Annotated in this window: 24 protein-coding genes, 1 tRNA gene and 2 pseudogenes; 14 read left to right on the top strand and 13 right to left on the bottom strand. The window is 59.5% G+C overall.

Annotation, left to right across the window (positions count from 1 at the left end; genetic code table 11):
• The first annotated feature begins 15 nt into the window (after positions 1–15).
• The 10 genes from O9X91_RS01495 to O9X91_RS01450 all read left to right on the top strand — a co-directional run bounded on the left by O9X91_RS01495 (position 16) and on the right by O9X91_RS01450 (position 11,245).
• Positions 16–2,283: a chemotaxis protein CheA gene (locus O9X91_RS01495; protein WP_077985404.1), complete on the top strand. Its 2,268-nt coding sequence runs from the start codon at positions 16–18 to the stop codon at positions 2,281–2,283.
• A gap of 13 nt (positions 2,284–2,296) precedes the next feature.
• Positions 2,297–3,205 (top strand): protein-glutamate O-methyltransferase CheR, encoded by a 909-nt coding sequence (cheR, locus tag O9X91_RS01490; RefSeq protein ID WP_137409749.1) that lies wholly within the window; start codon positions 2,297–2,299, stop codon positions 3,203–3,205.
• Positions 3,202–4,257 (top strand): protein-glutamate O-methylesterase CheB, encoded by a 1,056-nt coding sequence (cheB, locus tag O9X91_RS01485; RefSeq protein WP_077985406.1) that lies wholly within the window; start codon positions 3,202–3,204, stop codon positions 4,255–4,257. Before cheR ends, cheB begins: the two co-directional genes overlap by 4 nt.
• Positions 4,257–4,646, top strand: coding sequence for a chemotaxis response regulator CheY2 (cheY2, locus tag O9X91_RS01480; RefSeq protein ID WP_003503467.1), 390 nt, complete (start codon positions 4,257–4,259; stop codon positions 4,644–4,646). Before cheB ends, cheY2 begins: the two co-directional genes overlap by 1 nt.
• On the top strand, positions 4,643–5,188 hold the full coding sequence (cheD, locus tag O9X91_RS01475) for a chemoreceptor glutamine deamidase CheD (protein WP_077985407.1): 546 nt from the start codon (positions 4,643–4,645) through the stop codon (positions 5,186–5,188). Before cheY2 ends, cheD begins: the two co-directional genes overlap by 4 nt.
• 14 nt (positions 5,189–5,202) lie before the next feature.
• Positions 5,203–5,586 (top strand): chemotaxis protein CheT, encoded by a 384-nt coding sequence (gene cheT / locus O9X91_RS01470; RefSeq protein ID WP_142912712.1) that lies wholly within the window; start codon positions 5,203–5,205, stop codon positions 5,584–5,586.
• 128 nt (positions 5,587–5,714) lie between these two features.
• A complete protein-coding gene (gene fliF / locus O9X91_RS01465; RefSeq protein WP_162520459.1) occupies positions 5,715–7,394 on the top strand; it encodes a flagellar basal-body MS-ring/collar protein FliF in 1,680 nt (559 codons plus the stop codon).
• Positions 7,395–7,761: 367 nt separating this feature from the next.
• Complete coding sequence (gene visN / locus O9X91_RS01460; protein WP_162520460.1) at positions 7,762–8,493, top strand: transcriptional regulator VisN; 732 nt, start codon at positions 7,762–7,764, stop codon at positions 8,491–8,493.
• A gap of 53 nt (positions 8,494–8,546) precedes the next feature.
• Positions 8,547–9,248, top strand: a complete 702-nt coding sequence (visR, locus tag O9X91_RS01455) for a transcriptional regulator VisR (protein ID WP_162520484.1) — start codon at positions 8,547–8,549, stop codon at positions 9,246–9,248.
• A 149-nt stretch (positions 9,249–9,397) separates the two neighbouring features.
• Positions 9,398–11,245: a methyl-accepting chemotaxis protein gene (locus O9X91_RS01450; RefSeq protein ID WP_142912714.1), complete on the top strand. Its 1,848-nt coding sequence runs from the start codon at positions 9,398–9,400 to the stop codon at positions 11,243–11,245.
• A 56-nt stretch (positions 11,246–11,301) separates the two neighbouring features.
• Here O9X91_RS01450 and O9X91_RS23855 read toward each other — a convergent pair.
• Positions 11,302–11,685, bottom strand: a pseudogene (locus O9X91_RS23855) (response regulator); the annotation flags it as partial.
• Positions 11,686–11,759: 74 nt separating this feature from the next.
• A pseudogene (locus tag O9X91_RS01445) lies at positions 11,760–14,811 on the bottom strand (sensor histidine kinase); the annotation flags it as partial.
• A gap of 218 nt (positions 14,812–15,029) precedes the next feature.
• Between O9X91_RS01445 and mscL the strand changes: the two are divergent.
• From mscL to galE, 3 genes are all read left to right on the top strand, one after another.
• Positions 15,030–15,458, top strand: a complete 429-nt coding sequence (gene mscL, locus O9X91_RS01440) for a large conductance mechanosensitive channel protein MscL (protein ID WP_077985413.1) — start codon at positions 15,030–15,032, stop codon at positions 15,456–15,458.
• 151 nt (positions 15,459–15,609) lie between these two features.
• On the top strand, positions 15,610–16,776 hold the full coding sequence (locus O9X91_RS01435; protein WP_269834267.1) for a pyridoxal phosphate-dependent aminotransferase: 1,167 nt from the start codon (positions 15,610–15,612) through the stop codon (positions 16,774–16,776).
• 327 nt (positions 16,777–17,103) lie between these two features.
• On the top strand, positions 17,104–18,135 hold the full coding sequence (gene galE / locus O9X91_RS01430; protein WP_142912717.1) for a UDP-glucose 4-epimerase GalE: 1,032 nt from the start codon (positions 17,104–17,106) through the stop codon (positions 18,133–18,135).
• A gap of 12 nt (positions 18,136–18,147) precedes the next feature.
• Here galE and O9X91_RS01425 read toward each other — a convergent pair whose 3' ends face one another.
• The 10 genes from O9X91_RS01425 to O9X91_RS01380 form a co-directional block, all read right to left on the bottom strand.
• Entirely contained in the window at positions 18,148–18,984 is an 837-nt protein-coding gene (locus O9X91_RS01425) for a DUF6030 family protein (RefSeq protein ID WP_162520461.1), read from the bottom strand.
• Positions 18,985–19,131: 147 nt separating this feature from the next.
• Entirely contained in the window at positions 19,132–19,359 is a 228-nt protein-coding gene (gene yacG, locus O9X91_RS01420; protein ID WP_077985416.1) for a DNA gyrase inhibitor YacG, read from the bottom strand.
• A 3-nt stretch (positions 19,360–19,362) separates the two neighbouring features.
• Entirely contained in the window at positions 19,363–19,986 is a 624-nt protein-coding gene (locus tag O9X91_RS01415) for a Maf-like protein (protein ID WP_077985417.1), read from the bottom strand.
• Positions 19,987–20,019: 33 nt separating this feature from the next.
• Positions 20,020–20,238 (bottom strand): translation initiation factor IF-1, encoded by a 219-nt coding sequence (infA, locus tag O9X91_RS01410; RefSeq protein WP_003503453.1) that lies wholly within the window; start codon positions 20,236–20,238, stop codon positions 20,020–20,022.
• 143 nt (positions 20,239–20,381) lie between these two features.
• Positions 20,382–20,870: an arsenate-mycothiol transferase ArsC gene (locus O9X91_RS01405; protein ID WP_004432476.1), complete on the bottom strand. Its 489-nt coding sequence runs from the start codon at positions 20,868–20,870 to the stop codon at positions 20,382–20,384.
• Between the two features lie 2 nt (positions 20,871–20,872).
• Positions 20,873–21,346, bottom strand: coding sequence for a UPF0262 family protein (locus O9X91_RS01400; protein ID WP_137409753.1), 474 nt, complete (start codon positions 21,344–21,346; stop codon positions 20,873–20,875).
• A 3-nt stretch (positions 21,347–21,349) separates the two neighbouring features.
• Positions 21,350–22,648, bottom strand: a complete 1,299-nt coding sequence (gene hisD, locus O9X91_RS01395) for a histidinol dehydrogenase (protein ID WP_142912718.1) — start codon at positions 22,646–22,648, stop codon at positions 21,350–21,352.
• 133 nt (positions 22,649–22,781) lie between these two features.
• Positions 22,782–23,222, bottom strand: coding sequence for a DUF2948 family protein (locus O9X91_RS01390; RefSeq protein WP_080791387.1), 441 nt, complete (start codon positions 23,220–23,222; stop codon positions 22,782–22,784).
• A gap of 114 nt (positions 23,223–23,336) precedes the next feature.
• Complete coding sequence (gene murA / locus O9X91_RS01385) at positions 23,337–24,629, bottom strand: UDP-N-acetylglucosamine 1-carboxyvinyltransferase (RefSeq protein ID WP_077985421.1); 1,293 nt, start codon at positions 24,627–24,629, stop codon at positions 23,337–23,339.
• 101 nt (positions 24,630–24,730) lie between these two features.
• Positions 24,731–24,997, bottom strand: a complete 267-nt coding sequence (locus O9X91_RS01380; protein ID WP_142912719.1) for a hypothetical protein — start codon at positions 24,995–24,997, stop codon at positions 24,731–24,733.
• A gap of 155 nt (positions 24,998–25,152) precedes the next feature.
• On the opposite strand from O9X91_RS01380, the gene O9X91_RS01375 reads away from it, so the two are divergent.
• Positions 25,153–25,227, top strand: a tRNA-Thr gene (locus tag O9X91_RS01375).
• 190 nt (positions 25,228–25,417) lie between these two features.
• Here O9X91_RS01375 and O9X91_RS01370 read toward each other — a convergent pair.
• Positions 25,418–26,359 (bottom strand): flagellin N-terminal helical domain-containing protein, encoded by a 942-nt coding sequence (locus tag O9X91_RS01370; RefSeq protein ID WP_077985423.1) that lies wholly within the window; start codon positions 26,357–26,359, stop codon positions 25,418–25,420.
• Positions 26,360–26,572 lie beyond the last annotated feature (213 nt).

Genomic DNA, 26,572 nt, shown 5'->3' with positions numbered 1-26,572 from the left:
ACGGGACATTTCACGATGGATATGAACGAAATCAAGGAAATCTTTTTCCAGGAATGCGAGGAGCAACTCGCCGAACTGGAATCGGGGCTTCTTAAATTGAATGACGGCGACCGCGATCCGGAAACCGTCAACGCTGTTTTCCGTGCCGTTCATTCCATCAAGGGCGGGGCGGGTGCCTTCGGTCTCGATGATCTCGTGGCCTTCGCCCACGTTTTCGAAACGACCCTCGACTGTGTTCGCTCCAACAAGCTGGAACCGACACAGGATGTTCTGAAAGTCATGCTGCGCTCCGCCGACGTGCTGGCGGACCTGACCAATGCGGCAAGAGACGGCGGCAGCGTCGATGAAACCCGCACACGCGGCCTCGTCAAGGAACTGGAAGCGCTGGCGAACGGCGAGACCGTGCAGGTTTCCGCACCTGTGGCAGCGCCGGCTGCCGTCAAGGCGCCGCAACCCGTCGCAGCCAAGCCGACGGATGAGAGCGGCTTCGAGCCGATCCCGTTTTCCTTCACCGACTTTGCCGACGAAACCACGCCGCTGATGGAGGCGCCGTCCTTCCAGATCACCTTCAAGCCGCATGCAGCGCTTTATTCGAAGGGCAACGAGGCAGCACTTCTCCTGCGCGATCTTTCGCGCATCGGCGAGATGAGCATCAATTGCGACCTGTCGGAACTGCCTTCTCTCGACAAGCTCGATCCTGAAACATCCTATCTCTCCTGGACGGTTTCGATCACGACCGACAAGGGCGAAGAGGGCATCCGCAGCGTCTTCGAATTCGCCGAATGGGATTGCGATCTGGAAATCGTGCCGGTTGTTTCGGACGTCGCAGACGATGCGGAAGAGCTTCCGATGATCCCGGTGCCGTTCGATCTTTCGGCCCTCGATAGCGGACCGGAAGAGCAGCCCGTTGTTGAAATCGCCAAGGCGGAAGCGCCTTATGTTGCCGCAGCCGTTGAAACGGCTGTCGCGACGACGCAGATCGCCCAGAGCGTCAATGCCGCCATCGAAAAGCGCGAAGCGGCGGCAGCGCCTGCCGCAGCCCAGGCGAACGCCAGTGCCGCGGCCAATGCCAGCGCCGGCCAGACCATCCGCGTCGACCTCGACCGTGTCGACCGCCTGATCAACCTCGTCGGCGAGCTCGTCATCAATCAGGCGATGCTGTCGCAGAGCGTCATCGAAAACGATGCGAGCGGCACCTCCGCCGTCAATATGGGCCTCGACGAGCTGCAGCAGCTCACGCGCGAAATCCAGGACAGCGTCATGGCGATCCGCGCGCAACCGGTGAAGCCCGTGTTCCAGCGCATGTCGCGTATCGTCCGCGAAGTCGCCGACATGATCGGCAAGCAGATCCGCCTCGTCACCGAAGGTGAGAACACCGAAGTCGACAAGACGGTCATCGACAAGCTGGCCGAACCCCTGACGCATATGATCCGCAACGCCGTTGACCACGGCATCGAAACGCCGGAAAAACGCGAAGCAGCGGGCAAGAACCCGGAAGGCACCATCAAGCTTTCGGCCAAGCACCGTTCTGGCCGTATTCTCATCGAACTTCAGGATGATGGCGCCGGCATCAACCGCGAACGCGTTCGCCAGAAAGCGATCGACAACGACCTCATTGCTGCCGATGCGAACCTGACCGATGAGGAGATCGACAATCTGATCTTCGCGCCGGGCTTCTCCACGGCGGACAAGATTTCCGATATTTCCGGCCGCGGCGTGGGCATGGATGTCGTCAAGCGTTCCATTCAGGCGCTTGGCGGCCGCATCAACATCTCATCGCGCCCCGGCTTAGGCTCGACCTTCACCATGAGCCTGCCGCTGACGCTCGCGGTTCTCGACGGCATGGTGGTGACCGTCGCCGGCCAGACGCTGGTGGTGCCGCTGACGGCAATCGTGGAAACGCTGCAGCCGGAAGCGAAAAACATTCACTCCTTCGGTTCCAACCAGCGGCTGATCTCCATCCGCAACTCCTTCTGCCCGCTGGTCGATGTCGGCCGCGTTCTGAACTTCCGCCCGACCCAGGCCGATCCGGTCGAGGGCGTCGCCCTTCTGGTTGAATCGGAAGGCGGCGGCCAGCGCGCCCTGATGGTCGACGCGATCCAGGGTCAGCGCCAGGTTGTCATCAAGTCGTTGGAAGCCAACTATACCCATGTTCCGGGCATTGCCGCCGCCACCATTCTCGGTGACGGACGCGTTGCGCTCATCCTGGATGTCGATGCCATCGTCAGCGCCTCGCGCGGACAGCCCCTGAAGCAGGAAATGTCGCTTGCGGCGACAGGTTGAAAGCGGATCGTTCATGGCAGCACTTAATTTCAGCGATCAGCGCCAGTCTCCCGACGAGGTTCTTGCCAGCGGCGAATACCCGCTGACGAGACGCGACTTGTCGGAAATCGCGGCGATGATCTATGCCGATGCAGGCATTTATCTCAACGACACCAAGGCGTCGCTGGTCTATTCCCGCCTGTCGAAGCATATCCGCAATCTCGGCCTGTCGGGTTTCCGCGAATATTGCGCACTGGTGTCCTCGCCGGATGGCGCGCAGGCGCGGCGCGAAATGCTGTCGCATCTCACGACCAATTTCACCCGCTTCTTCCGCGAGAACCATCATTTCGAACATCTGCGTGACGAGGTCCTGCCGGGTCTCATCGCGCGGGCGAAGAGCGGCGGACGTGTCCGCATCTGGTCGGCGGCCTGCTCGGACGGGCAGGAGCCCTATTCCATCGCGCTTACCGTGCTCGCCATGTTTCCGAATGCGGCGGATTACGATTTCAAGATCCTCGCAACGGATATCGACCCGAAGATTTTGGCGCAGGCCCGGGCAGGGGTCTATGACGACAATGCGCTCGAAACCGTGTCTCCCGCCATGCGCAAGCAATGGTTCACGGAGGTCGATGCCGGCGGTCGCCGCAAGTTCCGCATCGACGACAAGGTCAAGCGCCTCATCACCTTCAACGAATTGAACCTGATGACGCAATGGCCCTTCAAGGGCAATTTCGACGTGATCTTCTGCCGCAACGTCGTGATTTATTTCGACGAGCCGACGCAGATGCGCATCTGGTCGCGTTTCGCAGGCCTGCTGCCGGAAGGCGGTCATCTTTATATCGGGCATTCCGAACGCGTCTCCGGTGACGCCAAGAACCTGTTCGACAATACCGGCATCACCACCTACCGCTTCACTGGCAACGCTTCGGGGAGGAAGGCATGAGCGCACTCGCACGGGTACTCGTCGTCGATGATTCCCCCACCATGCGCGGCCTGATTTCGGCTGTCCTCAAGGCCGATCCGGAGGTTGAGGTGGTTGGGCAGGCCGGCAATGCCATGGAAGCGCGCGCCGCCATCAAGCAGCTCAATCCCGATGTCGTGACGCTCGATATCGAGATGCCCGAAATGAACGGGCTGGAATTTCTCGAAAAGATCATGCGCCTGCGGCCCATGCCGGTCATCATGGTCTCGTCGCTGACCCATCGCGGCGCGGATGCGTCGCTCGCCGCGCTTGAAATCGGCGCCTTCGACTGTGTCGGCAAGCCGGCGCCGGGCGATGTACGCCCTTTCGGCGATCTGGCCGACAAGGTGAAGGCCGCCGCCCGCTCGCAACACGCCGCCTACCGCGCGACGCGCCCGGACGCCGCCGCAGCGCCGCAGCCAACCCCGGTCAGTGAATATCGCGCAGGGCGCAAGGTCGTGGCCATCGGTTCCTCCACGGGCGGTGTCGAAGCGTTGATCGCCGTGCTGCAGAAGTTCCCGGCCAATTGCCCGCCGACCGTCATCACCCAGCACATGCCGCCGACCTTCACCAAGAGTTTCGCCGAACGGTTGAACCGCATCTGCGCGCCCGTGGTGGAAGAGGCAACGGACGGTGCGCGTCTGCAGACCGGCAAGATCTATCTTGCGCCAGGCGGCGAGCGCCATTTGCAGATCGCCAACCGGTCCGCACCCTGCTGCCGGCTTGTTGAGCGCGATCCCGTCAACGGCCACCGTCCTTCAGTCGATGTGTTGTTCGATTCGGTGGCCGAGCTTGCCGGTCGCAACGCCGTCGGCGTCATTCTCACAGGCATGGGCCGCGATGGCGCTGCCGGCCTGTTGAAGATGCGTCATGCCGGCGCACGCACGGTCGGCCAGAACGAAAAAACATGTGTCGTCTACGGCATGCCCCGCGTGGCCTATGAACTTGGCGCCGTGGAACAGCAACTCCCGCTGGCCTCCATCGGCGAAGAAATCCTGAAACTAACCACTGCCCGCAAAGAAGGTGCTGACTAATGTCTCTCGCAGAAAAGATCAAAGTTCTGATCGTTGACGATCAGGTGACCAGCCGGCTGCTCCTCAGCGATGCGCTGACACAGCTCGGCTTCAAGCAGATCACCGCCGCCGGTGACGGCGAGCAGGGAATGAAGATCATGGAGCAGCAGCCCCATCATCTCGTCATTTCCGATTTCAACATGCCGAAGATGGACGGTCTCGGTTTCCTGCACGCCGTCAGGGCCAACCCGACCACCAAGAAAGCCGCCTTCATCATCCTCACCGCGCAGGGCGACCGCGCGCTGGTGCAGAAGGCGGCCCAGCTCGGCGCCAACAACGTGCTGGCCAAGCCCTTCACGATCGACAAGATGCGCGCCGCGATCGAGGCGGTTTTCGGATCGCTGAAATGATTGAAGCTGCGGCCAAGCGCGTACATATCATTCAGGGCGAGTACAAGGTCGTCAGCGATCCCGATGTGGTGATGACGACGATACTCGGCTCGTGCGTGGCCGCCTGTCTGAGAGATCCCGTTGCCGGCGTGGGAGGCATGAACCACTTCCTGCTGCCGGGAACGGGGAGCGTGACCGGCGGAGATGCGACGCGTTATGGCGTGCATCTCATGGAGCTTCTCATCAACGGGCTGCTGAAGAAGGGTGCGCGGCGCGACCGGCTGGAAGCCAAGGTTTTCGGCGGCGCCAAGACGATCGCCAGCTTCTCCAATGTCGGTGAGCAGAACGCCATCTTCGCCATGCAGTTTCTGAAGGACGAAGGCATTCCGGTCATAAGCTCCTCCACGGGGGGCGATCATGGTCGCAAGATCGAATTCTGGCCGGTCTCCGGTCGCGCCCGTCAACATCCGCTCAGCGGCGCGGAAACCCAGAAGACGGTTGCTCTGGAAACGCGTCCGGCGCCGGCCCCCAAGCCAGTCGCCAACGACATCGAATTTTTTTAGTCACGGAGTTTCCAATGCAGCTTGCAGAACCCACCGCCGCAACTCCGTTCGAAGAAGCCCTGCCGGATGTGCTGATGCGGGTGGTATCGGAACTGCACGATGTCGCCTATCTCATCGAGCGCATCGAACCGCAATTGCTTGATGTGATCAGCGGTCAATTGTCCGCCGACGGCGTAAAGCTTCTGCAGGGTATCGACCTGGCCGTGCAGAAGACCCGTGGCCTTGCCGAATTCATCGATACCATCACAGGCTCCATATCCAGTGAATGGATCGTGGATGTCAGCACCGCGCTCAGCCTGGTGAAGCTGGCCGAGATGCAAAAAGCCCTTGGCGCTGCCTACCGCCACGGCCACTCGCAGCCCCTGGACAAGGCCTCGGGCGACTTCGACCTGTTCTAGAGCAGATCTGCGTTTCCTGCCTTCCCGCGCGGAATGCGGAGAAAGGCAACGCTCGCGCAAGCTTCGCACCCTATTGTCATTACGGGGCCAAAAGGTCTCGGACTCTATGAATGACGGTGCGGAACAGAATGAATCTGTTAAATCAAATCCCTCAGGTCTTGAAGAATGTCGCGGCGCTGGGGCAGACGCGGCTGCTGATGTTGGGCGGCGTGGGCGTTGTATCCATGGCCATTATCCTCGCGGCGGCTCTTTATGTGAACCGTCCCGCTTACGAGACCCTCTATGTGGGGCTTGAAAAGAGCGACCTCAACAAGATTAGCATTGCGCTCGCCGAGTCGGGTCTCGACTTTCAGGTGGGAACCGATGGCTCCAGTCTTCAGGTCCCCGTCGGGCTCACGTCCAAGGCGCGGCTGCTTCTGGCAGAACGCGGCCTGCCTGACAGCGCCAATGCCGGTTACGAGCTTTTCGACAATGTCGGCTCCCTCGGTCTGACCTCCTTCATGCAGGAAGTGACACGCGTTCGCGCCCTTGAGGGCGAGATCGGCCGCTCCATCCAGCAGATCGACGGCATCGCGGCTGCACGCGTCCATATCGTCATGCCTGACGTCGGCAATTTCCGCCGAGGCGAACAGAAGCCCACCGCATCGGTGATGATTCGCGCCAGTGCCTCGGCCGGCCGCAAGGCGTCCGCATCCATCCGTCACCTTGTCGCCTCGGCGGTTCCCGGCCTTGAAGTCGATGATGTGACCCTGCTTGATTCGACAGGCCAGCTTCTGGCTTCCGGCGACGATGTCACCAATGCCGCCATGAACCGTTCGCTGACGCTGGCGCAGAACGTGCAGCAGGAAATCGAAACCAATATCGACAAGGCGCTGGCGCCTTTCCTCGGCATGGACAATTTCCGCTCCAGCGTCACGGCCCAGCTCAATACAGACAGCCGCCAGATCCAGGAAACCGTCTACGATCCGGAATCGCGCGTCGAGCGCTCCGTGCGCACGGTAAAGGAAGATCAGAAGTCCCAGGAAACGCAGCCGGACACGGCCGCGACCGTGGAACAGAACGTACCGCAGGCTGCACCCCAGGGCGGCGGCGGCGGCCCGCAGTCCTCCGACCAATCGGCCAAGAAGGAAGAACAGACCAATTACGAGATCAATTCCAAGACGGTAGCCACGGTCAAGAACGGCTACACCGTCGAAAAGATTTCGGTCGCAGTCGTCGTCAACAAGGGCCGGATCGCCAAGATGGTCGGCGAGCCAGCCGATCAGGCGAAGATCGACGCCTATCTTGCCGAAATGCAGAAGATCGTCACCTCGGCAGCGGGCATTTCTTCCGATCGTGGCGACATGGTCACCCTGACGGCAATGGACTTCCTCGAAACGCAATTGCTGGACGAGGCCACAACCGGACCCGGCGTCATGGAAGTGCTGAGCCGCAATTCCGCAGGTATCATCAACTCGCTCGCCTTTGTCGCCGTCGCCTTCCTTGTCGTCTGGCTCGGTGTGCGCCCCCTGGTCCGCACGGTGACCGGCAACGCCGCCGCCGGTCAGCTCAGCCAGGAGGCCGCCGGTCTCGAACTACCGGATTTCTCTCCCGGCATGGATGCGGGCGCAGGCGGTCTCATGGAAGGTTTCGGGGCGGATTTCGGCTTCGACAGCACCGACGACCTTCTGGCAGGAAACGATGGCGAGGGCACATTCAACCGCCGGGTGCGCGAAGGGCCGGAACGCAGGCTCTCCCGCATGGTGGAAATCAGCGAGGAAAGAGCCGCCAAGATCCTGCGCAAATGGGCCGTGGAAAAAGCAGCATAATATCGAAAAGGCCGGTTTTACCCGGCCTTTTTCCGTTTTTGGGCTTTTTGCTATGCTTGGCGGGCGAGCCGTGGCAATCTCGTTTCGGGACAGTGTTTACAAAAAATTCAGCAACGATACAGTTTGCTGGGAATTGGCTGAGAATGCCGTTTATGGATTGAACAGCTTTTCAGTATGTTTTTTTAGTAATAGACGAGCAGGGAAATACGTGGAAAGGCTGTTGTCAGCTAATGGCAAATCCCAGTCCGTTCCATAAAATGAAGTGATTCGGTCTCCGGGGCTTGCCGTCCCATTTTGGTAAGTTCTCGAATGGAATGATTCCATCCCGAGGTATAATCTCCCACTGGGAGCAAGAGGGCGTAGGCGATTGAAAGTCGATGTTGATATCCGCAGGCTGTCTGCCAAGCCTATGGAGGGCATGGGTAAGCCCTTGCCGCGCGATCAGCTTGCTAAAAACGTCGCAGCCACGGCTGCTGCCGGTAACGTTGCAGGCGCACTGGATCTGCTCGTAACCTACGCTGGCGCCTCGCACTATCTGCTGGCGCGGGATGATCTTCTCGAAGAAACCGGACTGAAATTCATCGTCACGTCCGACTGGCCTTTCGATCTGGTCCGCAGGCTGGGTATTGAACTCACCAACAGCCAGAACCGGTCTAGCGAAATGGAGAAATGCCTTTCGCTGCTTCAGCCACGATTGCTTCTCCTGCCTGACGACGTTCTGGTTCCCTATGGCATAGACAGGCAATATTCGGCACTCTCCTTCTGCGTTGGCCGCATCCGCCTTTCCCTTCTGCTGCTGTTTCCGGAAGAAGCGGTTCCGTCACCGGAGCGCCTGCGGGAAATCGCCCTGCTGACGGGGTATTGCGTCAGCTTCGGCATCGCCAGCGAAGCAAAGACCGTTCGCGATATCGATCTCACGGAGCGCGAGCTCGAATGCCTGTTCTGGATCGCGGAAGGCAAGACGAGCGATGAAATTGCGATGATCCTTGGCATTTCGCGCAATACGATCAATAATTACATTACAAGCGTGATGCGGAAAACCGCGACGAAAACCCGCTCGGAGGCAATTGCCTACGCCGTGCGCAACAACCTCGTATAATGGTCGGACGGATGGTACAGACGAAAGACAATGAGGGTACAGGTCAAATGGGCATGTTTTACCGCAGCCCTGTCGTGACGAGCCGGTCGGATCTTTTTCCGAAGCTTGTCGCCATGCAGAAGCTGGTTGGCGCGCGCAACTTCGTGGTCACGAAGGCTGCCGCTTCCGGTTTCCCGAACAAGAAGAAGATGACCTGCGAGCTGGAAAACTGGGGCATGAATGCCGCAGAACAGAGCGCGCAGTTCATCCGCGCGGTCGGCGACATTCTGCTCGATCATATCGAGACATCGCTCCTGCCGGTCATCTGGCGCAACAAGAACGCCGGCGGTTTTGCCGACCTTCCCGATGTGCCTGCACTTCTGCGCCGCATCGAGAACGACATATTGCCCTATGCGGGGCTCGCGCTTCCGGTTCGACTCGGCACCATTGGCAATGGTTACATCGTTTTCTGCGGCACCAACCTCGTTCTCGACAATGAGGTCGTCATCGAACAGCACATCAAATGCTGTGAAATCATGGTGGACATGCTGGCGCTGGACGAGCGCAAGGCGGCGCCTTCCGAGGCGCTGAGCGAGAGGGAAATCGCCTGCCTGCAACTGGCGGGGGACGGCCGTATCAGCGAAGAGATCGCGGTCAAGCTCGGGCTTTCCGTGCACACCGTCAACGCCTATCTCGGCTCGGCGACGATCAAGCTCGATAGCGTCAACCGCATCCAGGCGATCGCCAAAGCCATCCGGCTCGGTTATATCCACTGATGGTGAACGGGTTTCCCGTGCCGTAAACCAGTCGTTTCGGGCCGCTCCATTGCCGTATATGGGCCGGGGACCGGCGGTTTCCTGTATTTCGCGTTTTTTAACAGTTGCCAGCTAAAACTGTCGCAGGTTTGGCTTTGGGGAACTGTTTCATGCATAACCGCCTCTTTAAGTCCGTTGCTGGAAAGGTCGTCGCACTGACGATCGGCATGATCGCGCTCAGTGTGGCGGCAGTTGGGTTTTCGACCTACATTCGCTTGAAGGACAACATTATCACCACTGCCTTGCGCGACACGCGCGGCGCGATGCGCAGCATGGCTATCCTCTACGAGATGAAAGTCGGCGGCGTCGCTCTTGAACTGGTCGAAGCGGAGTTGAAGAGTGTCGGCCGCGCCAGTATCGGGACATTGCGCGACAACGATCTCGTCGATCGCACGGCCGCAGCAAACGGAGGCATCGCCACCGTCTTTGAAACCAGGGCCGGGGATTACGTCCGTCTGACCACCAATCTGAAAAATGAAAAGGGCGAACGGGCAACCGGCACGAAACTCGCCGCCGATCACCCTGCTTTCGCGAAAGTCTCGAAAGGCGAATCCTATTTCGGTCCCGCCACACTTTTCGGCACCAACTACATGACGGGTTACATGCCCGTTCTGAACAAGACAGGCGCAACCGTTGGCATCCTGTTCGTGGGTGTTCCCATGGAAGTTTACAATGCGCAGATATACAGCCTGCGTGACCTGATGCTGATCTGTGGCGCGCTCGCCATGCTTGGCGTCGGATTGCTCGCCTATTTCGTCATCAAGCGCACACTTCAGCCGCTTGGCAAGTTGACCGATGCGGTGAAATCGCTTTCGGACGGTAATCTCGAGACACAAATTCCCTACGCCGCCAACACCAATGAGTTCGGTAATATCGCCCGCGCGCTGGTAATTTTCCGCGAGAACGCGATCGAGAAACTGGCGATTGAGGGCAAGAGCGCCGAGGAACGCTCCGCAGCCGAGTCCGAACGTTCTCGCAACGATGCCGAGAAGCAGGAAATGGATAGCCAGATCGAATTTGCCGTCAGCGAGATTGCTTCCGGTCTCGGCAGGCTTTCGCGTGGCGATCTGAGCCGCACGATCGAGACGCCTTTTGCGGGCCGCCTTGACCGCTTGCGCACGGACTTCAACGAATCCCTCCTGAACCTGCGCGATGCGCTGGGGCAGATCCGCGAGCGCACGCTTATCATCCAGCATAGCGGCTTTGAAATCGAGCAGTCGTCGGTCGATCTGTCGAAGCGTACCGAAAATCAGGCCGCTTCGCTGGAAGAGACCGCCGCCGCCGTAGATGAAATCACGGTTACCGTCAGATCATCGGCCGAGCGGGCGCGGGAGGCGAATGAGGCCGTCCTCGTCACCAAGCGGAGCGCCGACAGTTCCGGTTCGGTCGTCAGCAACGCCGTGGACGCCATGGGCCGCATCGAAGACGCCTCGCGCAAGATCGAGCAGATCATCGAGGTTATCGACGACATCGCCTTCCAGACCAATCTTCTCGCGCTCAATGCCGGCATCGAGGCCGCGCGTGCGGGCGAGGCGGGCAAGGGTTTTGCTGTTGTAGCCCAGGAAGTGCGCGAGCTTGCCCAGCGCTCCGCCGACGCGGCCCGCGAGATCAAGCAGCTCATCAACCAGTCGACGCATGAGGTCAGCTCCGGTTCGAAGCTGGTACAGGAGGCGGGTACGGTTCTTTCCGCCATCAGCCAGCAGATCGTGACCGTCAGCCAGCATGTCGAAACCATCGCAACGGCAACGCAGGACCAGTCTTCCGCGCTTCACAACGTCAACAGCTCCGTCAACCAGATGGACCAGATGACGCAGCAGAATGCGGCGCTTGCCGAACAGTCGAGTGCGGCCAGCCGGGTACTGTCCGGTGAGGTGGAAGCGCTGCTCGATCTGGTGCAGCGGTTCCAAATGGAGCAGGGGGCAGTGGCCGGCAAGGATCGCTACAATCAGGCGGCCTGATACCTCTGTTTTTTTGAAGGCCAATACCGCTCCCGGATCGCAAGGTCCGGGAGTTTTTATTCGGCCGCCGTCCGGACTGTAATGGATATCTGGTTGATATAGGCCCGTAGCGCCGCCGGCTTGACCGGTTTGTGCTGAACCGAAATCCCGTATTTCTCGGCATCGCTGCGCACTTCCGGGCTGCGGTCCGCCGTCACAAGCAGGGCGGGGATCGGCTTGCCGTAAAATGTCCGGATGAGACGGATAGCGCTGATGCCGTCGCCATCGTCCAGATGGTAATCGGCAACGATGACGTCGGGTGCTGCGGCCAAAGCGAGGAAGGGTTCCTCCAGCGTCGCCACGGAACCTGCGGGTAAAACCTCGCAACCCCATCCCGTCAAGAGCAGAGTCATACCCTCGAGGATTTTCGGCTCGTTGTCGATGCAAAGGACGCGGACGCCCTGAAGGCGGTCGCTGGCTGCGGGACCGATTGTCCCGCCATCGGTTTTGGCCGGTTCGAGGCGGTCCGCTTCGCGCGGCAGGTGAATGCGGAAGGTCGTGCCTTTCCCGGGGGTGGAAATCAGCTGTACCGGATGGTGCAGCATGCGCGACAGCCGGTCGACGATGGAGAGACCGAGCCCGAGGCCGGATGCCGTTTTGGCGCCTTCGTCCAATCGGGCGAATTCCTTGAAGACGGTGCGAAATTTGGATGAGGGGATGCCGATACCGGAGTCCGTCACCTGAATGACCACTTCGCCGCCCCGGCGGCGCGCACCGACGATCACTTTGCCCCTCAACGTATATTTGATGGCATTGGAAACCAGATTTTGGATCAGACGCCGCAGCAGATTGGGATCGGAGCGGACCGTGAGCGAGGTCGGCATGACGACAAGGTCGAGGTTCTTCTCCTGCGCCATCGGTGCGAAATCGGTTTCGATGCGTTTCAGCAACTCATTCAGCGGCACCGATGTCATGCGGGCCTTCATCGAGCCGGTGTCGAGGCGGGAAATATCGAGAACCGCACCGAGAATGGTTTCGACCGATTCCAGCGCCGAATCGATATTGTGGACGAGATCGCTTTCTCCCGATGCGCCAAGCCGCTCGACCAGAGAGGAAGAATAGAGGCGGGCGGCATTCAGCGGCTGGAGAATGTCGTGGCCGGCGGCGGCGAAAAACCGTGTCTTGCCGATATTCGCCTCGTCGGCGGATGCCCTCGCTTCCGCCAGTTCGCGGTTGACCCGGGTAAGCTCCACGGTTCGCTCCGCCACGCGCTGCTCCAGCGTCTCGTTTGCCTGTTTCAGCGCCTGATCGCTCGCCACACGCTGGGTAATATCGGTGAAGGTGGCGACAATGCCCTTGTCCGGCATGGTGTTGGAGCGCACTTCGATGATGCGTTCGCCGCCCGCCAGCACCAGCGAGAAGGGCAGGTCCATGGTCAGGAAGCTGGTAATCAGCTCATTCGTGTCGCCGTCAGGCATGTCGCCGCGTTCCTGCAACATCGAAACGATATCCGTGAGCGGTACGCCCACCTGCCCGAATTGCTCGGGCAAATCCAGAAGGGTGCGGAAGCGCCGGTTCCAGATGGTCAGCTGCTGCGAACTGTCGAAAACCGCAATGCCCTGATCCATCTGGGCCAGCGCCGTTTGCAGCATGTCCTGATTATATTGCAGGGCCTCGCTTGCCTGGTCGAGCAGCCATGCCGTGTCGGCGCTGGTGTCTTCCGCCTTCTGAAGAATGATCGAGAGCACAAGGCGGGCGGAAGAGGAGCCGATGGCGCTGCCCAGCAGCTGTTCGGAGAAATGGATCAGCGCCATATCCGCCGGCTGGTCGTCATTCAGTTTCCTGCCCGCCGTCTTTTCATAGGTGGCGAGTGACCGCAGCATGCGCTCCTCGCCGAGATAACGGGCGACCGCGCTTTTGAGATCGCCGACGCTGACACGGGTTTTCCAGCCGCGCGTGGCGAATTGCGATTTGGAGTGGCGCTTGACGAAGATGCCGGACTGGATGCGCTCCACCGGCCTCGGATTGCGCGAAAGCGAGCCGAGCACAAAGGCAAGGCTGTTGACGAGCAGGCTGAGAATGACCGCATTCACGAATGGATCGGCTTCAGGCCCGTTGAACACCGTGCTGCCGGAAAACAGGAAGCCGAGAATATTTGCGGCGACTTCGGAATTATCCGGTCCGCCGAAGCTTGGCAGGAACAGCAGATAGGCCCAGACGAAAAAGCCGGAAGTCAGCCCGGCGATTGCGCCGCGCGCATTGGCGCGCCGCCAGAACAGCCCGCCGAACAAAGCAGGGGCCATCTGGGCAATGGCGGCGAATGCGAGAAGGCCGATGGAGGCGAGGCCCGTGGCGCTGTCGGCGGCGCGATAATAGCCATAGCCCAGAAGCAGCACCGCAAAGATTGCCGTCCTGCGGATGTTGAGCAGCGTCTTGGCGAAGTCGTCCCGGTGCGGCGAACGGTTCAGCAGCTTCTGCCGCAGGAAGATCGGCATGACGATATCGTTGGAAATCATGATCGATAGCGCCACTGAAGCGACGATCACCATCGCAGTTGCCGCCGAAAATCCACCGATGAAGGTGATCAGCGACACCACCGGCATCTGATGATTGAGCGGCAATTGCAGCACGTAGAGGTCGGCGTCGCCATTGGCGCCGAGCGTAAGAATGCCGGCCAGCGCAATCGGCAACACGAAGATATTGATCGCGACAAGGTAGAGCGGCAGCAGGAACCCCGCCATGCGCAGCTCTTGCGGCGTGCGGTTTTCAACCACGGTAACGTGGAACTGGCGCGGCAGCAGGATGATGGCGAAGCAGGAAAGCAGCGTCATCACGACCCAGCGGCTGACGGGCGTGTGATGGGATATGGCCCGCATGGCCTGTTCGTTGTCGGAGGCCAGCTGCCACAGATGCACGGGGCCGTCGAAAAGCACGAAGAGCACATAAAAGCCGACGGTGCACATGGCGACAAGCTTGATCAGCGATTCCATCGAAATCGCCAGAATGAGCCCGTCCTGATGTTCGGTGGCATCGGTGTGGCGTGTCCCGAACATCACGGCAAAACCCGCCATGACAATGGTGACGACCAGCGGCAGATCGAGGAAATAAAGATTGCCGCTGCCAATGCCGTAATCGCCGGGATCGACCATCGTCGCGACCGAGCTGGAAACGGCTTTCAGCTGCAGCGCGATATAGGGAATGGCGCCGACGAGAGCGATGATGGCGACGATCATCGCCACGGTGGAGTTCTTGCCGTAACGGGCGGCAATGAAATCCGCAACGGACGTCAGCTTTTCCGTTTTCGCCAGTTCGACGATGCGGCGGATGATCGGCATGCCGATGGTGAAGGCAAGGATCGGACCGGTATAGATGCCAAGAAATTCCAGCCCCCTGTCTGCCGCGAGCCCCACACCGCCGAAATAGGTCCAGGAGGTGCAATAGATCGCCAGGCTAAGCGCATAGACGAACGGGCGCCCCTTGTTCGGAGCGTTTCTCTTACGGCTCTTCCTGTCCCCATAGCTTGCAACCGCAAACAGCAGCAGGACGTAAGCGAAGGCCGAACCGAATATGATCCACCCAGGAAGCACGCATCCTCCCCATGCAGGAATTCCTTGATATGAGCATAGGCGAATTCTTCGCCGTTGAGAATGAGCGCGGTCTGAGCATAAAGTTCAAGGTGAGCGTGCAGAAAAGCTAATAAATGCAATCCCGCGGATTCCAAATGATGCCCGGACCTTATATGGTTCCATCCGTAGGGACAGTCACATAGCTTCAGCTCGCGAAGCAGGAGAGAGGGACAATCTGAATGCTTAACGAATTTAAAACCTTCATTGCCCGCGGCAATGTCATGGATCTGGCCGTGGGTGTTATTATCGGTGCGGCTTTCAGCAAGATCGTCGACTCCGTCGTCAACGATCTCATTATGCCGATTGTTGGCGCGATCTTCGGCGGTTTCGATTTTTCGAACTACTTTCTGCCGCTGAGTTCCAATGTCAACGCCACGTCGCTCGCCGCCGCCCGCGATCAGGGCGCCGTCTTCGCCTACGGCAACTTTCTGACGGTTCTCATCAACTTTCTTATTCTTGCCTGGATCATTTTCCTGATGGTCAAGGGCGTCAACAAGCTTCGTGATTCCGTTGAACGCAAGAAGGTAGAGGAAAAGCCGGCAGCTGCCCCGCCGCCGGAAGACGTCAGGCTCCTGACCGAAATCCGCGATCTTTTGAAGACGCGCTGATCCGGTTACGCCCGCCTTTATCCGCCGGCCTGTAGTGGCCGGCGGATTCCCGTTAGCGCCGATCCATAAAGAAAATCCATGATCGCCTCACGGAATATCATGCACATGGCTGGTTCGATGCGATAAGAAGGCACCAAACGGAGTGTCTTTAATGTCCATTTTGAACAGTCTGAGTGCGCGCTCTCTGGCGGCTCCCGAGAGCGGCATCGTTGAAGTCGTGAATTATGCCCGGGGGCGGGACAATCTCCTGCCGTTGTGGGTCGGCGAGGGCGATCTGCCGAGCCCGGATTTCATCAATCAGGCCGCCATCGATGGGCTGAACAACGGCGAAACCTTCTACACCTGGCAGCGCGGCATTCCGGAATTGCGCCAGGCGCTGAGCCGTTATTACGAGCGGCATTTCGCGGCGTCGCTGCCGCCGGAGCATTTTTACGCGACCGGTTCCGGCATGCAGGCTATCGTGCTTGCCGTGCAGGCGCTGACCTCGCCCGGTGACGAAATGGTCTATCTGTCTCCGACATGGCCGAATATCGTCGCCGCCATTGGCGTGGCGGGTGCGAAGGCCGTTCCGGTCGGTATCGATTTCCGCGACGGCCGCTGGGATCTCGATATCAACAGGCTGGAAAGCGCGATCACGGATAAGACGAAGGCGCTTTTCATCAATACCCCTTCCAATCCCACCGGCTGGACGGCGACCCTCGACAATCTTCGTGACGTTCTGGCGCTTGCCCGCAAACACGATCTGTGGATCGTCGCCGACGAGATTTATGCGCTTTATCACTATTCCGGCAGCCGTGCGCCATCCTTCCTTGATGTCATGGAGCCGGACGACAAGATCGTCTTCGCCAATTCCTTCTCGAAGAACTGGTCCATGACCGGCTGGCGCGTCGGCTGGCTTGTCGCCCCGCCTGCCATCGGCCAGGTGATCGAGAATCTCATTCAATATTCCACCTCAGGCGTGGCGCAATTCATGCAGCGCGGCGCGGTCGCCGCCCTCGATCACGGCGATGGTTTCGTCCGCGAGAATTACCAACGCGCTTTGACCTCCCGCGACATTCTCTGCGATGCGCTCATCGCGACGAACCGTGTGGAAACCCTGAAGCCCGACGGCGCTCTCTATGCCTTTCTCAAGATAGACGGCGTGACGGACAGCCGGGCCACCGCGCTCGATATCGTCGACAAGACCGGGGTCGGTCTTGCGCCCGGCACGGCCTTTGGCCCGGGAGGGGAGCTTTTTCTCCGCGCCTGCTTCCTGCGCAACCCCAGGCAGACGGAAGACGCGGCCGATCGGCTGGCATCCTATATCCTCGGCAGGTAAGCGTCGGCTTTCCGTGCCAGGGTTTTCCCTGCCGTGCCGGGATCGCGCTGCGGTAGGGAAATCGACAACAAAATCACAGCGAAGGCCTAAAACTGCAACCCCACGGCGCAACCATCGACGTGGGGCGTTTTCTGTGATATGCGCTCCTTGTTCCATTTATGAGAACATTTTCACTAATAAATAAAAAGCACTTCATTGCGCTAACCAATCGTAAGCCACCTTTTTAATGGGGCGGTGGATTGGCCGCGTATTCGCTGTGCAAGTAATCAATGATGAAGAATTATTGGCTTTGATGAGCTCAAGAAAAGCAAACAGGGAAGTAGTGTCATGGCTGTTCTGGTCACGGGTGGGGCCGGTTATATAGGAAGCCACATGGTGTGGGCTTTGCTCGACGCCGGGGAAGAGGTCGTTGTTGTCGACCGGCTTTCAACGGGGTCGCGCTGGGCTGTTGCGCCTGCGGCGCGTTTTTACCTGGGCGATGCGGCGGACCGCGCCCTGCTCGACCAGATTTTCGAAGAAAACCGGATCGAAACCATTTTCCATTTCGCAGGCTCTGTCAGCGTTCCTGAATCCATCAGCCAGCCGCTCGAATATTACGAAAACAATACGGGCACGACCCGCGCCCTCGTCGCTGCGGCGGTGAGCCATGGCATTTGCAATTTCATCTTCTCCTCGACAGCCGCCGTTTATGGAAACCAGCCCTTTGATGGTCCCGTTCCTGAAACCGCGATCCTCAGCCCGGAAAATCCTTACGGCCTGTCGAAGCTGGCGTCTGAAATCATGCTGCGCGATGTCGTGCAGGCGCATGATTTCAACTATGTGGCGCTGCGTTATTTCAATGTCGCCGGAGCCGACCCGCAGGGCCGCGCCGGGCCTTCGCCCACGGGCGTTGCGAACCTCATCAAAGTCGCCTGCGAAACGGCAAACGGTCGTCGCGACCGGGTGGAAGTTTACGGAACGGATTACCCGACCGCCGATGGCACCGGTGTTCGCGACTATATTCACGTCAGCGACCTGATCGACGCACATATGCTGGCCATGGCGCATCTGCGTGCCGGTGGCGGCACCCGCACACTCAATTGCGGTTATGGCGTCGGTTATTCGGTTCTGGAGGTCCTGCAGGCTGTGCAGCGGGAATCGGGACGCGATTTCCCGATTATCCATTGTCCGCGCCGCCCGGGCGATATTGCGGCCATGGTGGCGGATTCGTCGCGTATCCAGTCGGAACTGGGCTGGCGTCCCCGCTTCAACGATCTGGCGACAATCGTTCGCACGGCGCTTCAGTGGGAGGCCAAACGCCAGACCCTGCAAAGCGACAGGATTCCGCCGGTGCGGCGCAAGCTGGCTGCAATAGGCTGAGCGGCCTTCGCCTTACCGTACACGGTCTTTCTTGGCGGAAGCATAGATCGCCGGCCGATCCGGTGGAGCGGCTGGGCTAAGCCAGCGATCCCGGTCGAAGAAACTGCGTGTCAGCTTCAACCCCGGCGATTGTTCGCTTGCGAGCAAAATCACGTTCAGGCGGTGCGGCGCCGTTGGTTCCGGTTTTATGGAAACCGAAATACCGAAATGTTGTGCCTGATAGGGCTGCATCCGGCGTGCCGGCTCAAGCATGTCCGCCAAATCGGCCCAGCGTGTCTGTCCGATAATCATGGCGACCGCTTCATCGAGCTTTGTCAGAACGGCCGCTCCGTCCGGTGTCTTGGGCGCGACGGCCTTCATCCTGATGGAGCGAATTTGTCCCGAGGCTTGCCCCCTTATTTCGAGAAAGAGCGATGCCCGCTCGGCCGGGTCTGATGCGTTTCCTGCCGCAAGATCGGCCATGCATTCGAAATTGCGGATGTTGACCGGGCTCGCGTGCCAGCCCTGTGAGTTGGAAAAACCTGCGGCAGTAATGCGGTCGCAAAGCTCCTTGCCGGAAACAACGAAATCGCGGGCAAGAGATGCCCTGTCGCCCGCTTGCTCGAATTTCAGCAGGTGGGGCGGCAGAGAGACTTTTGGGGCAACCGGTTTCTGCCGTTTGACGGGCTTCATCTTCGGCGGTGGTTCCACGGAGCCTGTGGTGGATGCCAGATTGAGATAAATCAGCAGGCTTTTGAGATGTTTCCTGTCATTGGCCAGCAGCACCGTTGCGCCGATGGCAAGGCAAACGGCCAGCACCGCAAACAGCAGCGCGCCATGGCTCACTCTCTTCTGCAAGCCCGCGTCCATCGCAAGACCTCAAGGCTGGCGGGGGAGGGCGTCAGCCGGTTCTGATATGGCTTTTCGGGCCGTTGGTAGCCCGGTGAATATTTGGTTCGAGCGGTCGCTCTGAAAATTTTATGCAATTCACTGCCGAAGTTTCCGGCGATGCGGGTCCTATTCGGCGTTATTCTTGCCGCCGTCCTGTCCGCTGGCGCTGCTTTCATCGTCCGCAACCGGAATGGCGTAGGAGCCGTTCAGCCAGCGGGCAAGATCGAGCGAGCGGCAGCGATCCGAACAGAAAGGATAGTCTTCGCGTGTCGAGGGCCGCCCGCATTCAGGGCATGGCTGGGATTTGCGAAGCGGGGTGACGGTTCCGGCGCCTTCAGTGGTGGACTTTGCCATGGCCTATCCTTCGAGCCAGCCCGAAGTCACTTCAAATCCTTCTCCAGAAAGAAGCGACATGGTTTCGTAAAGCGGCAGGCCGACGACATTGGTATAGGAGCCGGTCAGTTTCTGTACGAATGCGCCGGCAATGCCCTGGATACCATAAGCTCCCGCTTTGCCGCGCCACTGGCCCGAGGAGATGTAAGCCTCGATCTCGCGCGTGGAGAGGCGCTTGAAGCGCACCTTGGTCTCCGCCACCTTCTGCCGGATTTTGCCGCCGGGGGTCACAAGACAGATGCCGGTATAGACCCAATGGCTGCGCCCCGAGAGAAGATGCAGCGCCGCGGAGGCCTCTTCCGTATATTCAGCCTTGCCGACGATGCGGCGACCGACGGCGACCACCGTATCGGATCCCAGGACATAGGCGTCTTTCCACGCCTGCTCGTTCTTCAGCGCCGTCTGCGCGGCTTCCGCCTTCTGCAATGACAGACGGCGGCAGAGCGTGCGCGGGTGCTCGAGCTTGGCCGGCGTCTCGTCAATATCCATCGGCATCAGACGTGCAGGCTCGATGCCGATCTGATGCAGCAGCTCCAGACGCCGCGGCGAGCCGGATGCCAGAACGAGCTTTTGTTTTGAATTGGTCATTGCGCTGCCCGGGCGTCCGATGCGGAAGGTGGATTACTTGAAGCGATAGGTGATGCGGCCCTTGGTGAGGTCGTAAGGCGTCATTTCGACCAGCACCTTGTCGCCGGCCAGAACGCGGATACGGTTCTTGCGCATGCGGCCCGCCGTGTGGGCGATGATTTCGTGGTCGTTCTCAAGCTTCACGCGGAATGTTGCGTTCGGCAGCAATTCGGTTACGATGCCCGGGAATTCAAGGACTTCTTCTTTTGTCATGTAAGGGTTTTCTTCCTGTTGATAGTGCCGGACATATCGAGTCCGGGAAAATTGCGCGGAAACTACACAATCCCGGCACATTTGTGAACCTCTAAAGCATCGGCTTGGAAATCGCGATTGATTTTAACAGGCCGAGGCAGTTTTCAGTCTTTTGAAAGCGTATCCGCCACCGGCTGCTGCCGCCTCGGCAGTCGTTCCGAGATCAGCTTAGCCAGATGGTCTCGTACCTCGCGATAGGCGTCGAGGATCTGCTCGCGCGTGCCTGTGATCACCGTCGGGTCCATGGTCGGCCAATAGACCACGTCCAGTGAATTCGAGCGCGTCAGTTCCAGTGCGGCATGATGAGCTTCGGGTGTCAATGTAATGATCAGATCGAAAAAATCATCCTCGATCTCGTCAAGAGTGCGTGGTTTGTGCTTGCCGAGCGAAAATCCTTGCTCTTCCAGTACGGCATCCACGAAGGGATCGCGCTCGCCGGCCCGCACGCCTGCCGACTGTATATAGATGCCGGGCGCCACCAGCCGTTTGGCGATGACCTCCGCCATGGGGGAACGGATGGAGTTCATGCCGCACATGAAGAGGACCGATTTGGGCGCTCGTCCCTCGTTTGGTGCTGCGGCAGGATCGATCATCTCTAACCCCGCCAATAAAGCACACAGACAAGGGTGAAGAGGCGGCGCGCCGTGTCGAAATCTATCCTGATCTTGCCGGAAAGCCGGTCCATCAGCGTCTGCGAGCCGTCATTGTGAATGCCGCGCCGGCCCATGTCGATAGCCTCGATCTGGCTCGGCGTAGAGGAGCGGATCGCCTCGTAATAGCTTTCGCAGATCAGGAAATAATCCTTGATGATGCGGCGGAACGGCGTCAGCGACAGAATATGGGTCGCGACATCCTTCTCGTCTTCGGTGCGGATTGAGAAAACCAGCTTGGAATCGACCAGCGATATATGCAGCCGATAGGGGCCGCCATCATGGCCGAAGGGTTCGAAGCTGTTTTCTTCAATCAGATCGAAAATGGCGACGGCGCGTTCATGCTCAACGTCGGGCGTGGACCGGCCGATGCTGTCGTCCAGTACCACGTCGCAGAGCCGGAAATCGCCTGAAGCCATCGCTTAACTTTCCGGATTGAGGCGAATGGAGACCGAACGCGCATGCGCATCCAGTCCCTCGGAGCAGGCAAGGGTGATCGCCGCGGGCGCAAGCTGTCGCAACTGCTCCGGCCCGAGCCGCAGGATCGACGTGCGCTTGACGAAATCCAGCACCGAAAGGCCGGAGGAGAAGCGCGCCGAGCGTGCCGTCGGCAGAACGTGGTTGGAACCGCCGACATAATCGCCGATTACTTCGGGTGTATGACGCCCGACGAAGATCGCACCCGCATTGCGGATGTTGGCCATCAGCGCATCCGGGTCATCGACGGCAAGTTCCAGATGCTCGGCGGCGATGCGGTTGGCGAGCGGAATGGCGTCGGCGAGATTTTCGACCAGGATGACCGCGCCGAAATCTGCCCAGCTTGCCGCCGCCGTCTCGGAGCGTGACAGGCGCTTCAACTGCCGCTCGACAGCCGCTTCAACGGCCTTGCCGAGTTCGGTGTTGTCGGTGATGAGGATGGACTGCGCGCCGCGATCGTGCTCCGCCTGCGCCAGAAGATCGGCGGCCAGCCAGTCCGGATCATTGTCCTTGTCGGCGATGACAAGCACTTCGGAAGGCCCGGCGATCATGTCGATGCCGACGGTGCCGAAGACCTGGCGTTTTGCGGCCGCCACATAGGCATTGCCGGGGCCGACGATCTTGGCGACCGGCGCGATGGTTTGCGTGCCATAGGCAAGTGCGGCCACAGCCTGCGCGCCGCCGATGCGATAGATTTCCTCGACGCCCGCAATACGCGCCGCAGCCAGCACCGCCGGATTGACCGCGCCACCATTGGCCGGCACGACCATGACGATGCGCTCCACACCGGCAACCTTTGCCGGCACCGCGTTCATCAGGACGGAGCTTGGATAGCTGGCGGTACCACCCGGCACATAAAGGCCGACGGCCTCGATGGCGGTCCAGCGCGAGCCGAGGCCCACGCCGATCTCGTCCTCGTAGATGTCATCCTTCGGCATCTGCCGTGCATGGTGTTTTTCGATACGACGGGCGGCAAGTTCAAGCGCCTCGATCACGCCGCTGTCGACGGCGGCAAAGGCCGCGTCGATTTCATCCGCCGTGACACGCATCGAAACCTTGGTGAAATCGATACCGTCGAATTTCTGGGAATAATGGGCAAGGGCCGCATCGCCGCGATGGCGGACATCGTCGATGATGTCGCGAACGGTTGCGTTGACGTCTTCGGAAACTTCTCTCTTGGTTGTCAGGAAGGTCGCGAATTTCTGTTCGAAATCAGCCGATGCCCGCTCCAGCCAGATTGCCACGCCATTACCCTTTCATAGTCCCCGCGGGTGGACCCGCGAGGTGCACGAACTCACCGCAGAAAAATTGCGGCTCTGGTATGTGGCATAAATCGAAACGGTGACGAAAGGCAACCGTTGCAATGGCGCGGTGTGCTTATTCGCTGTCTGGATGATGCGGTTTGGCAGCCGTTTCCCATGCGCCGCTCACATCGGTCAATTGCGCCTCGATGCATTCGACATCAAGAGCGATGGTGCCGCCGCCGGAAAGCGCCAGTTCCACAAGGCCATCAGGGCCTTCGCCGTTTGGTTTGAAGCGCATCGCAAGAAGCGAAAGCACCTGCTCCCTGTCGGCAAGATTGATTGACTGCGAGCGAACGGCGGAGACGCGTTTCAGGAAAACGACGCTGCGGCAGCGTTCCGGCGGCAGGTTCTTTTTGTCAGTGCTTTCCCAGACGAAACGGTTGGCGGAAAGCGTGAATTGGCCATGCTTCGGCTCGAAGGCGACATCCTTCAGCTTGAAGACACTGTCCTGCATATGCGTCGAAATGACGGAGAGATCTTCAGTATCCAGCGCGAGTAATTTCAGGCCGCTCATCTTTTTCTTCCTTCTTCTGCGGTGCGGACCGCTATTTCCATGACTTACATTGGAAATAGGCAGTCCGGGCCCACTCTGCAACGGGTAGAAAACGGATGAGCGGCGAAGACAGGATCAATCGCTGACGCGTTCGACCAGCGCACCGCAGCGGTTGAGCTTTTCCTCAAGGCGTTCGAAGCCGCGATCCAGGTGGTAGACGCGCGACACCATGGTTTCGCCTTCCGCCACGAGGCCGGCAATGACCAGCGATACGGAAGCGCGCAGGTCGGTCGCCATGACAGGCGCGCCCTTCAGGCGGGAGACGCCTTCGATGCGGGCCATCTGGCCGGAAAGCGAAATCTTCGCACCGAGACGGGCGAGTTCCTGCACATGCATGAAGCGGTTTTCAAAGATGGTTTCGGTGATGTGGGAGACGCCCTGCGAACGGGTCATCAGCGCCATGAACTGTGCCTGCAGGTCGGTGGGGAAGCCGGGGAAAGGTTCGGTGACGATATCGACCGGCTGGATGCCGTTGCCGTTGCGCACGACGCGAAGGCCGGTCTCCGTCTCGCTGATCGTGGCGCCTGCAAGCCTGAGCGTGTCGAGCGCGTTGTCCAGCAGCGCTGCGCGCGTGCCTTCCAGCACCACGTCACCGCCGGTCATTGCCACCGCCATGGCATAGGTGCCGGTTTCGATACGATCCGGCAGAACGCGATGGCGCGCGCCGGAGAGAGAGGTAACGCCTTCGATGGTGATGGTGGAGGTGCCGGCGCCTTCGATCTTCGCACCCATGGCGATCAGGCACTGGGCCAGATCGACCACTTCCGGCTCGCGCGCGGCGTTGTGGATGACGGTGGTGCCGCGGGCAAGGCTTGCCGCCATCAGCATCACATGTGTCGCGCCGACGGAAACTTTCGGGAAGGTATAGACAGCGCCGATCAGGCCGCCCTTGGGAGCGGTGGCGTTGATGTAGCCGCCATCGATCTCCATCGTTGCGCCGAGCGCCTGCAGGCCCTCAATGAACAGGTCGACCGGGCGCGTGCCGATGGCGCAGCCGCCGGGCAGCGAAACGCGGGCGCGGCCCTCACGTGCCAGAAGCGGGCCGATGACCCAGAAGCTTGCGCGCATCTTGGACACCAGCTCGTAAGGTGCGGTGGTATCGACAATGGTGCGGCAGGTGAAATGCACAGTGCGGGAATAGGCCTCGCCCTGGCTTTCGCGGCGACCGTTGACTGAAATATCCACGCCGTGATTGCCGAGAATGCGGATGAGCTGCTCCACGTCAGCCAGATGCGGGACGTTTTCGAGCGTCAGCGTATCGCTGGTCAGAAGCGATGCGATCATCAACGGCAAGGCGGCGTTTTTTGCGCCGGAGATGGGGATGACGCCGTTGAGCTTGTTGCCACCCGTAATTCTGATGCGATCCATGCGTCCCTACGGGCCTGTGCCCGCCTTTCTATCGTGCCTTGCGGAAAGGCGTGTCCTTAGACCAGTTTCCGCGGCGTTTCAATTTTATGCTGGTGAATTCTCTATGAGGATGATTCGTCCGTTTTTGCGGCAGGCAGGCCAATCGTCTCGTCTTCTTCGCCTGCGCGGCGCGCACGAACCTGCTGTTTGCGCTTCAAAAGATTTTCACGAAGCTTCTTGGCCGCGCGCGCCTTGCGCTCCGCCTCGCGCTGTCGCGCCTTTTCGCCCGGCCCCGCCTGAAGCTTGCCATCGGTCACCGGGGCGGATGCCTCCGCGGAAGCACCGGCGGAAACCGCTGCCTTTGCCTGTTTGTCATGATGTTCGTTCATAGAATGAGCAATATCTGAAAAATGCATTTTTCAACAGGGGGCACGCTTTTTTGCCCCGCTTGATGAAGAATATCGTTTTGCGACTTGCGCTCGTCAAAAACCTATGGCAATAGGCCGCCACGCTTGATGCTGAAGCAAATGCTTCGGCACCGGATGCTGCTATAGCTCAGGGGTAGAGCACTCCCTTGGTAAGGGAGAGGCCGAGAGTTCAAATCTCTCTAGCAGCACCATTTCTCTCCAAAGTTTCAAATGTTTACATGGTTGTTGAACCTGTGTCGCCTGCGGCTGCATGATCCATGCGTGTGCCACGCAGTTTGCGGCAAACGGAAAACCGCGCCCCTTGCGAAGCGCGGTTTCCACATCCGAATATTCTGTTGCTGCCAGAGCGGGACGAAACCGCCCGTAGCCAACGGGCGCCGCTTACTGGCGGAATAGCGACAGGATATTTTCGGAACTGGTATTGGCGATGGAGAGCGACTGGATGCCAAGCTGCTGCTGTGTCTGAAGAGCCTTGAGCTTGGTGGATTCTTCGTTCATGTCCGCATCGACGAGACGGCCGATGCCCTTGTCGATGGAGTCGGTGAGTTTTGAGACGAAGTCTTCCTGCAGGCCGATGCGCATCTTGATGGAACCGAGAGCGGCGGATGCGCTGCTGATCGACTGAAATGCCGTTTCGACATCGGTGAGAAGGTTCCCGATAGTGTAGGTCGGCGGCGTTGCAGAATTGAAGAGCTTGAGATCGATATTCCATACGGAAATGCCGGACGCCGTGCCGGGCTGGCCGATGATGCCCTTTGTCGTGTCAAGCGTTGCGGGCGAGCCGGTCAGGCCGAAAAGCACATTGGCGGTTGTTGTGCCGGCGGTGGTGTCGACAAGCGTATAGTCCGTTTTCGTGACGCTGACGGTGCCGGCGCCATCGCGCACAAAACCGGAAACGACGGTCTTGGCGCCGGTGCCCAGCAGCCAGTTTTCGCCACTGAAAGATGCACCCTGTGCAATCGATTCGAGCTGTTTTTTCAGCTGGTCGATTTCTTCCTGGATTTTGGTCTTGTCGACACCCTCTTCGGTTGCCGCGACGATTTTCGACTTGATTTCCTTGACGACTTCGACGGTGCTTTCCATCGCGGAATAAGCGACATCGACCTTGGCGGCGCCAAGCCCCAGCGCATCCTGAACGGCGGACAGAGCCATGTTATCGGAACGCATGGTCGTCGCGATCGACCAATAGGCGGCGTTATCGGAGGCCGATTTTACCCGCAGGCCCGAAGAGACACGGGATTGGGTTTCTTCGAGCTGGCCGCTTATTGCGCGCAGGGTTTGAAGCGCCGACATGGCGGCGACATTCGTGATAATGCTTGTCATAATTGCCCCTCTGAGCTGGCTAAATGGGAAGGGACATTCCGGGATCGCCGGAAACGACTGAGCGGCGTGATGCCTGTTAACCTCTTTTTCGTCTTGGTTAACGAGTCGTTTCGATGCGCTGATTTAGCCGTGATTTGGTTAATGAACTCTTAATCTAGAAATCTCTTAATTTTTCGGGGCAATTGGACAAACAAAAACCGCGCCTTTCGGCGC

The organism is Agrobacterium salinitolerans, assembly GCF_027498475.1.
Taxonomy (GTDB): Bacteria; Pseudomonadota; Alphaproteobacteria; order Rhizobiales; family Rhizobiaceae; genus Agrobacterium; species Agrobacterium salinitolerans.
This window is presented reverse-complemented; position numbering and strand designations above follow the sequence as displayed.

What these genes read in the sequence shown, in the direction of transcription:
- O9X91_RS01415 (WP_077985417.1), bottom strand. Translation starts at nt 19,986, where the DNA reads ATGACCAATTCAAAACAAAAGCTCGTTCTGGCATCCGGCTCGCCGCGG.
- visR (WP_162520484.1), top strand. Translation starts at nt 8,547, where the DNA reads ATGTTTTACCGCAGCCCTGTCGTGACGAGCCGGTCGGATCTTTTTCCG.
- cheR (WP_137409749.1), top strand. Translation starts at nt 2,297, where the DNA reads ATGGCAGCACTTAATTTCAGCGATCAGCGCCAGTCTCCCGACGAGGTT.
- cheY2 (WP_003503467.1), top strand. Translation starts at nt 4,257, where the DNA reads ATGTCTCTCGCAGAAAAGATCAAAGTTCTGATCGTTGACGATCAGGTG.
- O9X91_RS01495 (WP_077985404.1), top strand. Translation starts at nt 16, where the DNA reads ATGGATATGAACGAAATCAAGGAAATCTTTTTCCAGGAATGCGAGGAG.
- infA (WP_003503453.1), bottom strand. Translation starts at nt 20,238, where the DNA reads ATGACAAAAGAAGAAGTCCTTGAATTCCCGGGCATCGTAACCGAATTG.
- O9X91_RS01370 (WP_077985423.1), bottom strand. Translation starts at nt 26,359, where the DNA reads ATGACAAGCATTATCACGAATGTCGCCGCCATGTCGGCGCTTCAAACC.
- O9X91_RS01425 (WP_162520461.1), bottom strand. Translation starts at nt 18,984, where the DNA reads ATGGACGCGGGCTTGCAGAAGAGAGTGAGCCATGGCGCGCTGCTGTTT.
- O9X91_RS01405 (WP_004432476.1), bottom strand. Translation starts at nt 20,870, where the DNA reads ATGATCGATCCTGCCGCAGCACCAAACGAGGGACGAGCGCCCAAATCG.
- O9X91_RS01435 (WP_269834267.1), top strand. Translation starts at nt 15,610, where the DNA reads ATGTCCATTTTGAACAGTCTGAGTGCGCGCTCTCTGGCGGCTCCCGAG.
- galE (WP_142912717.1), top strand. Translation starts at nt 17,104, where the DNA reads ATGGCTGTTCTGGTCACGGGTGGGGCCGGTTATATAGGAAGCCACATG.
- murA (WP_077985421.1), bottom strand. Translation starts at nt 24,629, where the DNA reads ATGGATCGCATCAGAATTACGGGTGGCAACAAGCTCAACGGCGTCATC.
- mscL (WP_077985413.1), top strand. Translation starts at nt 15,030, where the DNA reads ATGCTTAACGAATTTAAAACCTTCATTGCCCGCGGCAATGTCATGGAT.
- O9X91_RS01390 (WP_080791387.1), bottom strand. Translation starts at nt 23,222, where the DNA reads ATGAGCGGCCTGAAATTACTCGCGCTGGATACTGAAGATCTCTCCGTC.
- cheD (WP_077985407.1), top strand. Translation starts at nt 4,643, where the DNA reads ATGATTGAAGCTGCGGCCAAGCGCGTACATATCATTCAGGGCGAGTAC.
- O9X91_RS01450 (WP_142912714.1), top strand. Translation starts at nt 9,398, where the DNA reads ATGCATAACCGCCTCTTTAAGTCCGTTGCTGGAAAGGTCGTCGCACTG.
- O9X91_RS01400 (WP_137409753.1), bottom strand. Translation starts at nt 21,346, where the DNA reads ATGGCTTCAGGCGATTTCCGGCTCTGCGACGTGGTACTGGACGACAGC.
- O9X91_RS01380 (WP_142912719.1), bottom strand. Translation starts at nt 24,997, where the DNA reads ATGAACGAACATCATGACAAACAGGCAAAGGCAGCGGTTTCCGCCGGT.
- cheB (WP_077985406.1), top strand. Translation starts at nt 3,202, where the DNA reads ATGAGCGCACTCGCACGGGTACTCGTCGTCGATGATTCCCCCACCATG.
- cheT (WP_142912712.1), top strand. Translation starts at nt 5,203, where the DNA reads ATGCAGCTTGCAGAACCCACCGCCGCAACTCCGTTCGAAGAAGCCCTG.
- fliF (WP_162520459.1), top strand. Translation starts at nt 5,715, where the DNA reads ATGAATCTGTTAAATCAAATCCCTCAGGTCTTGAAGAATGTCGCGGCG.
- yacG (WP_077985416.1), bottom strand. Translation starts at nt 19,359, where the DNA reads ATGGCAAAGTCCACCACTGAAGGCGCCGGAACCGTCACCCCGCTTCGC.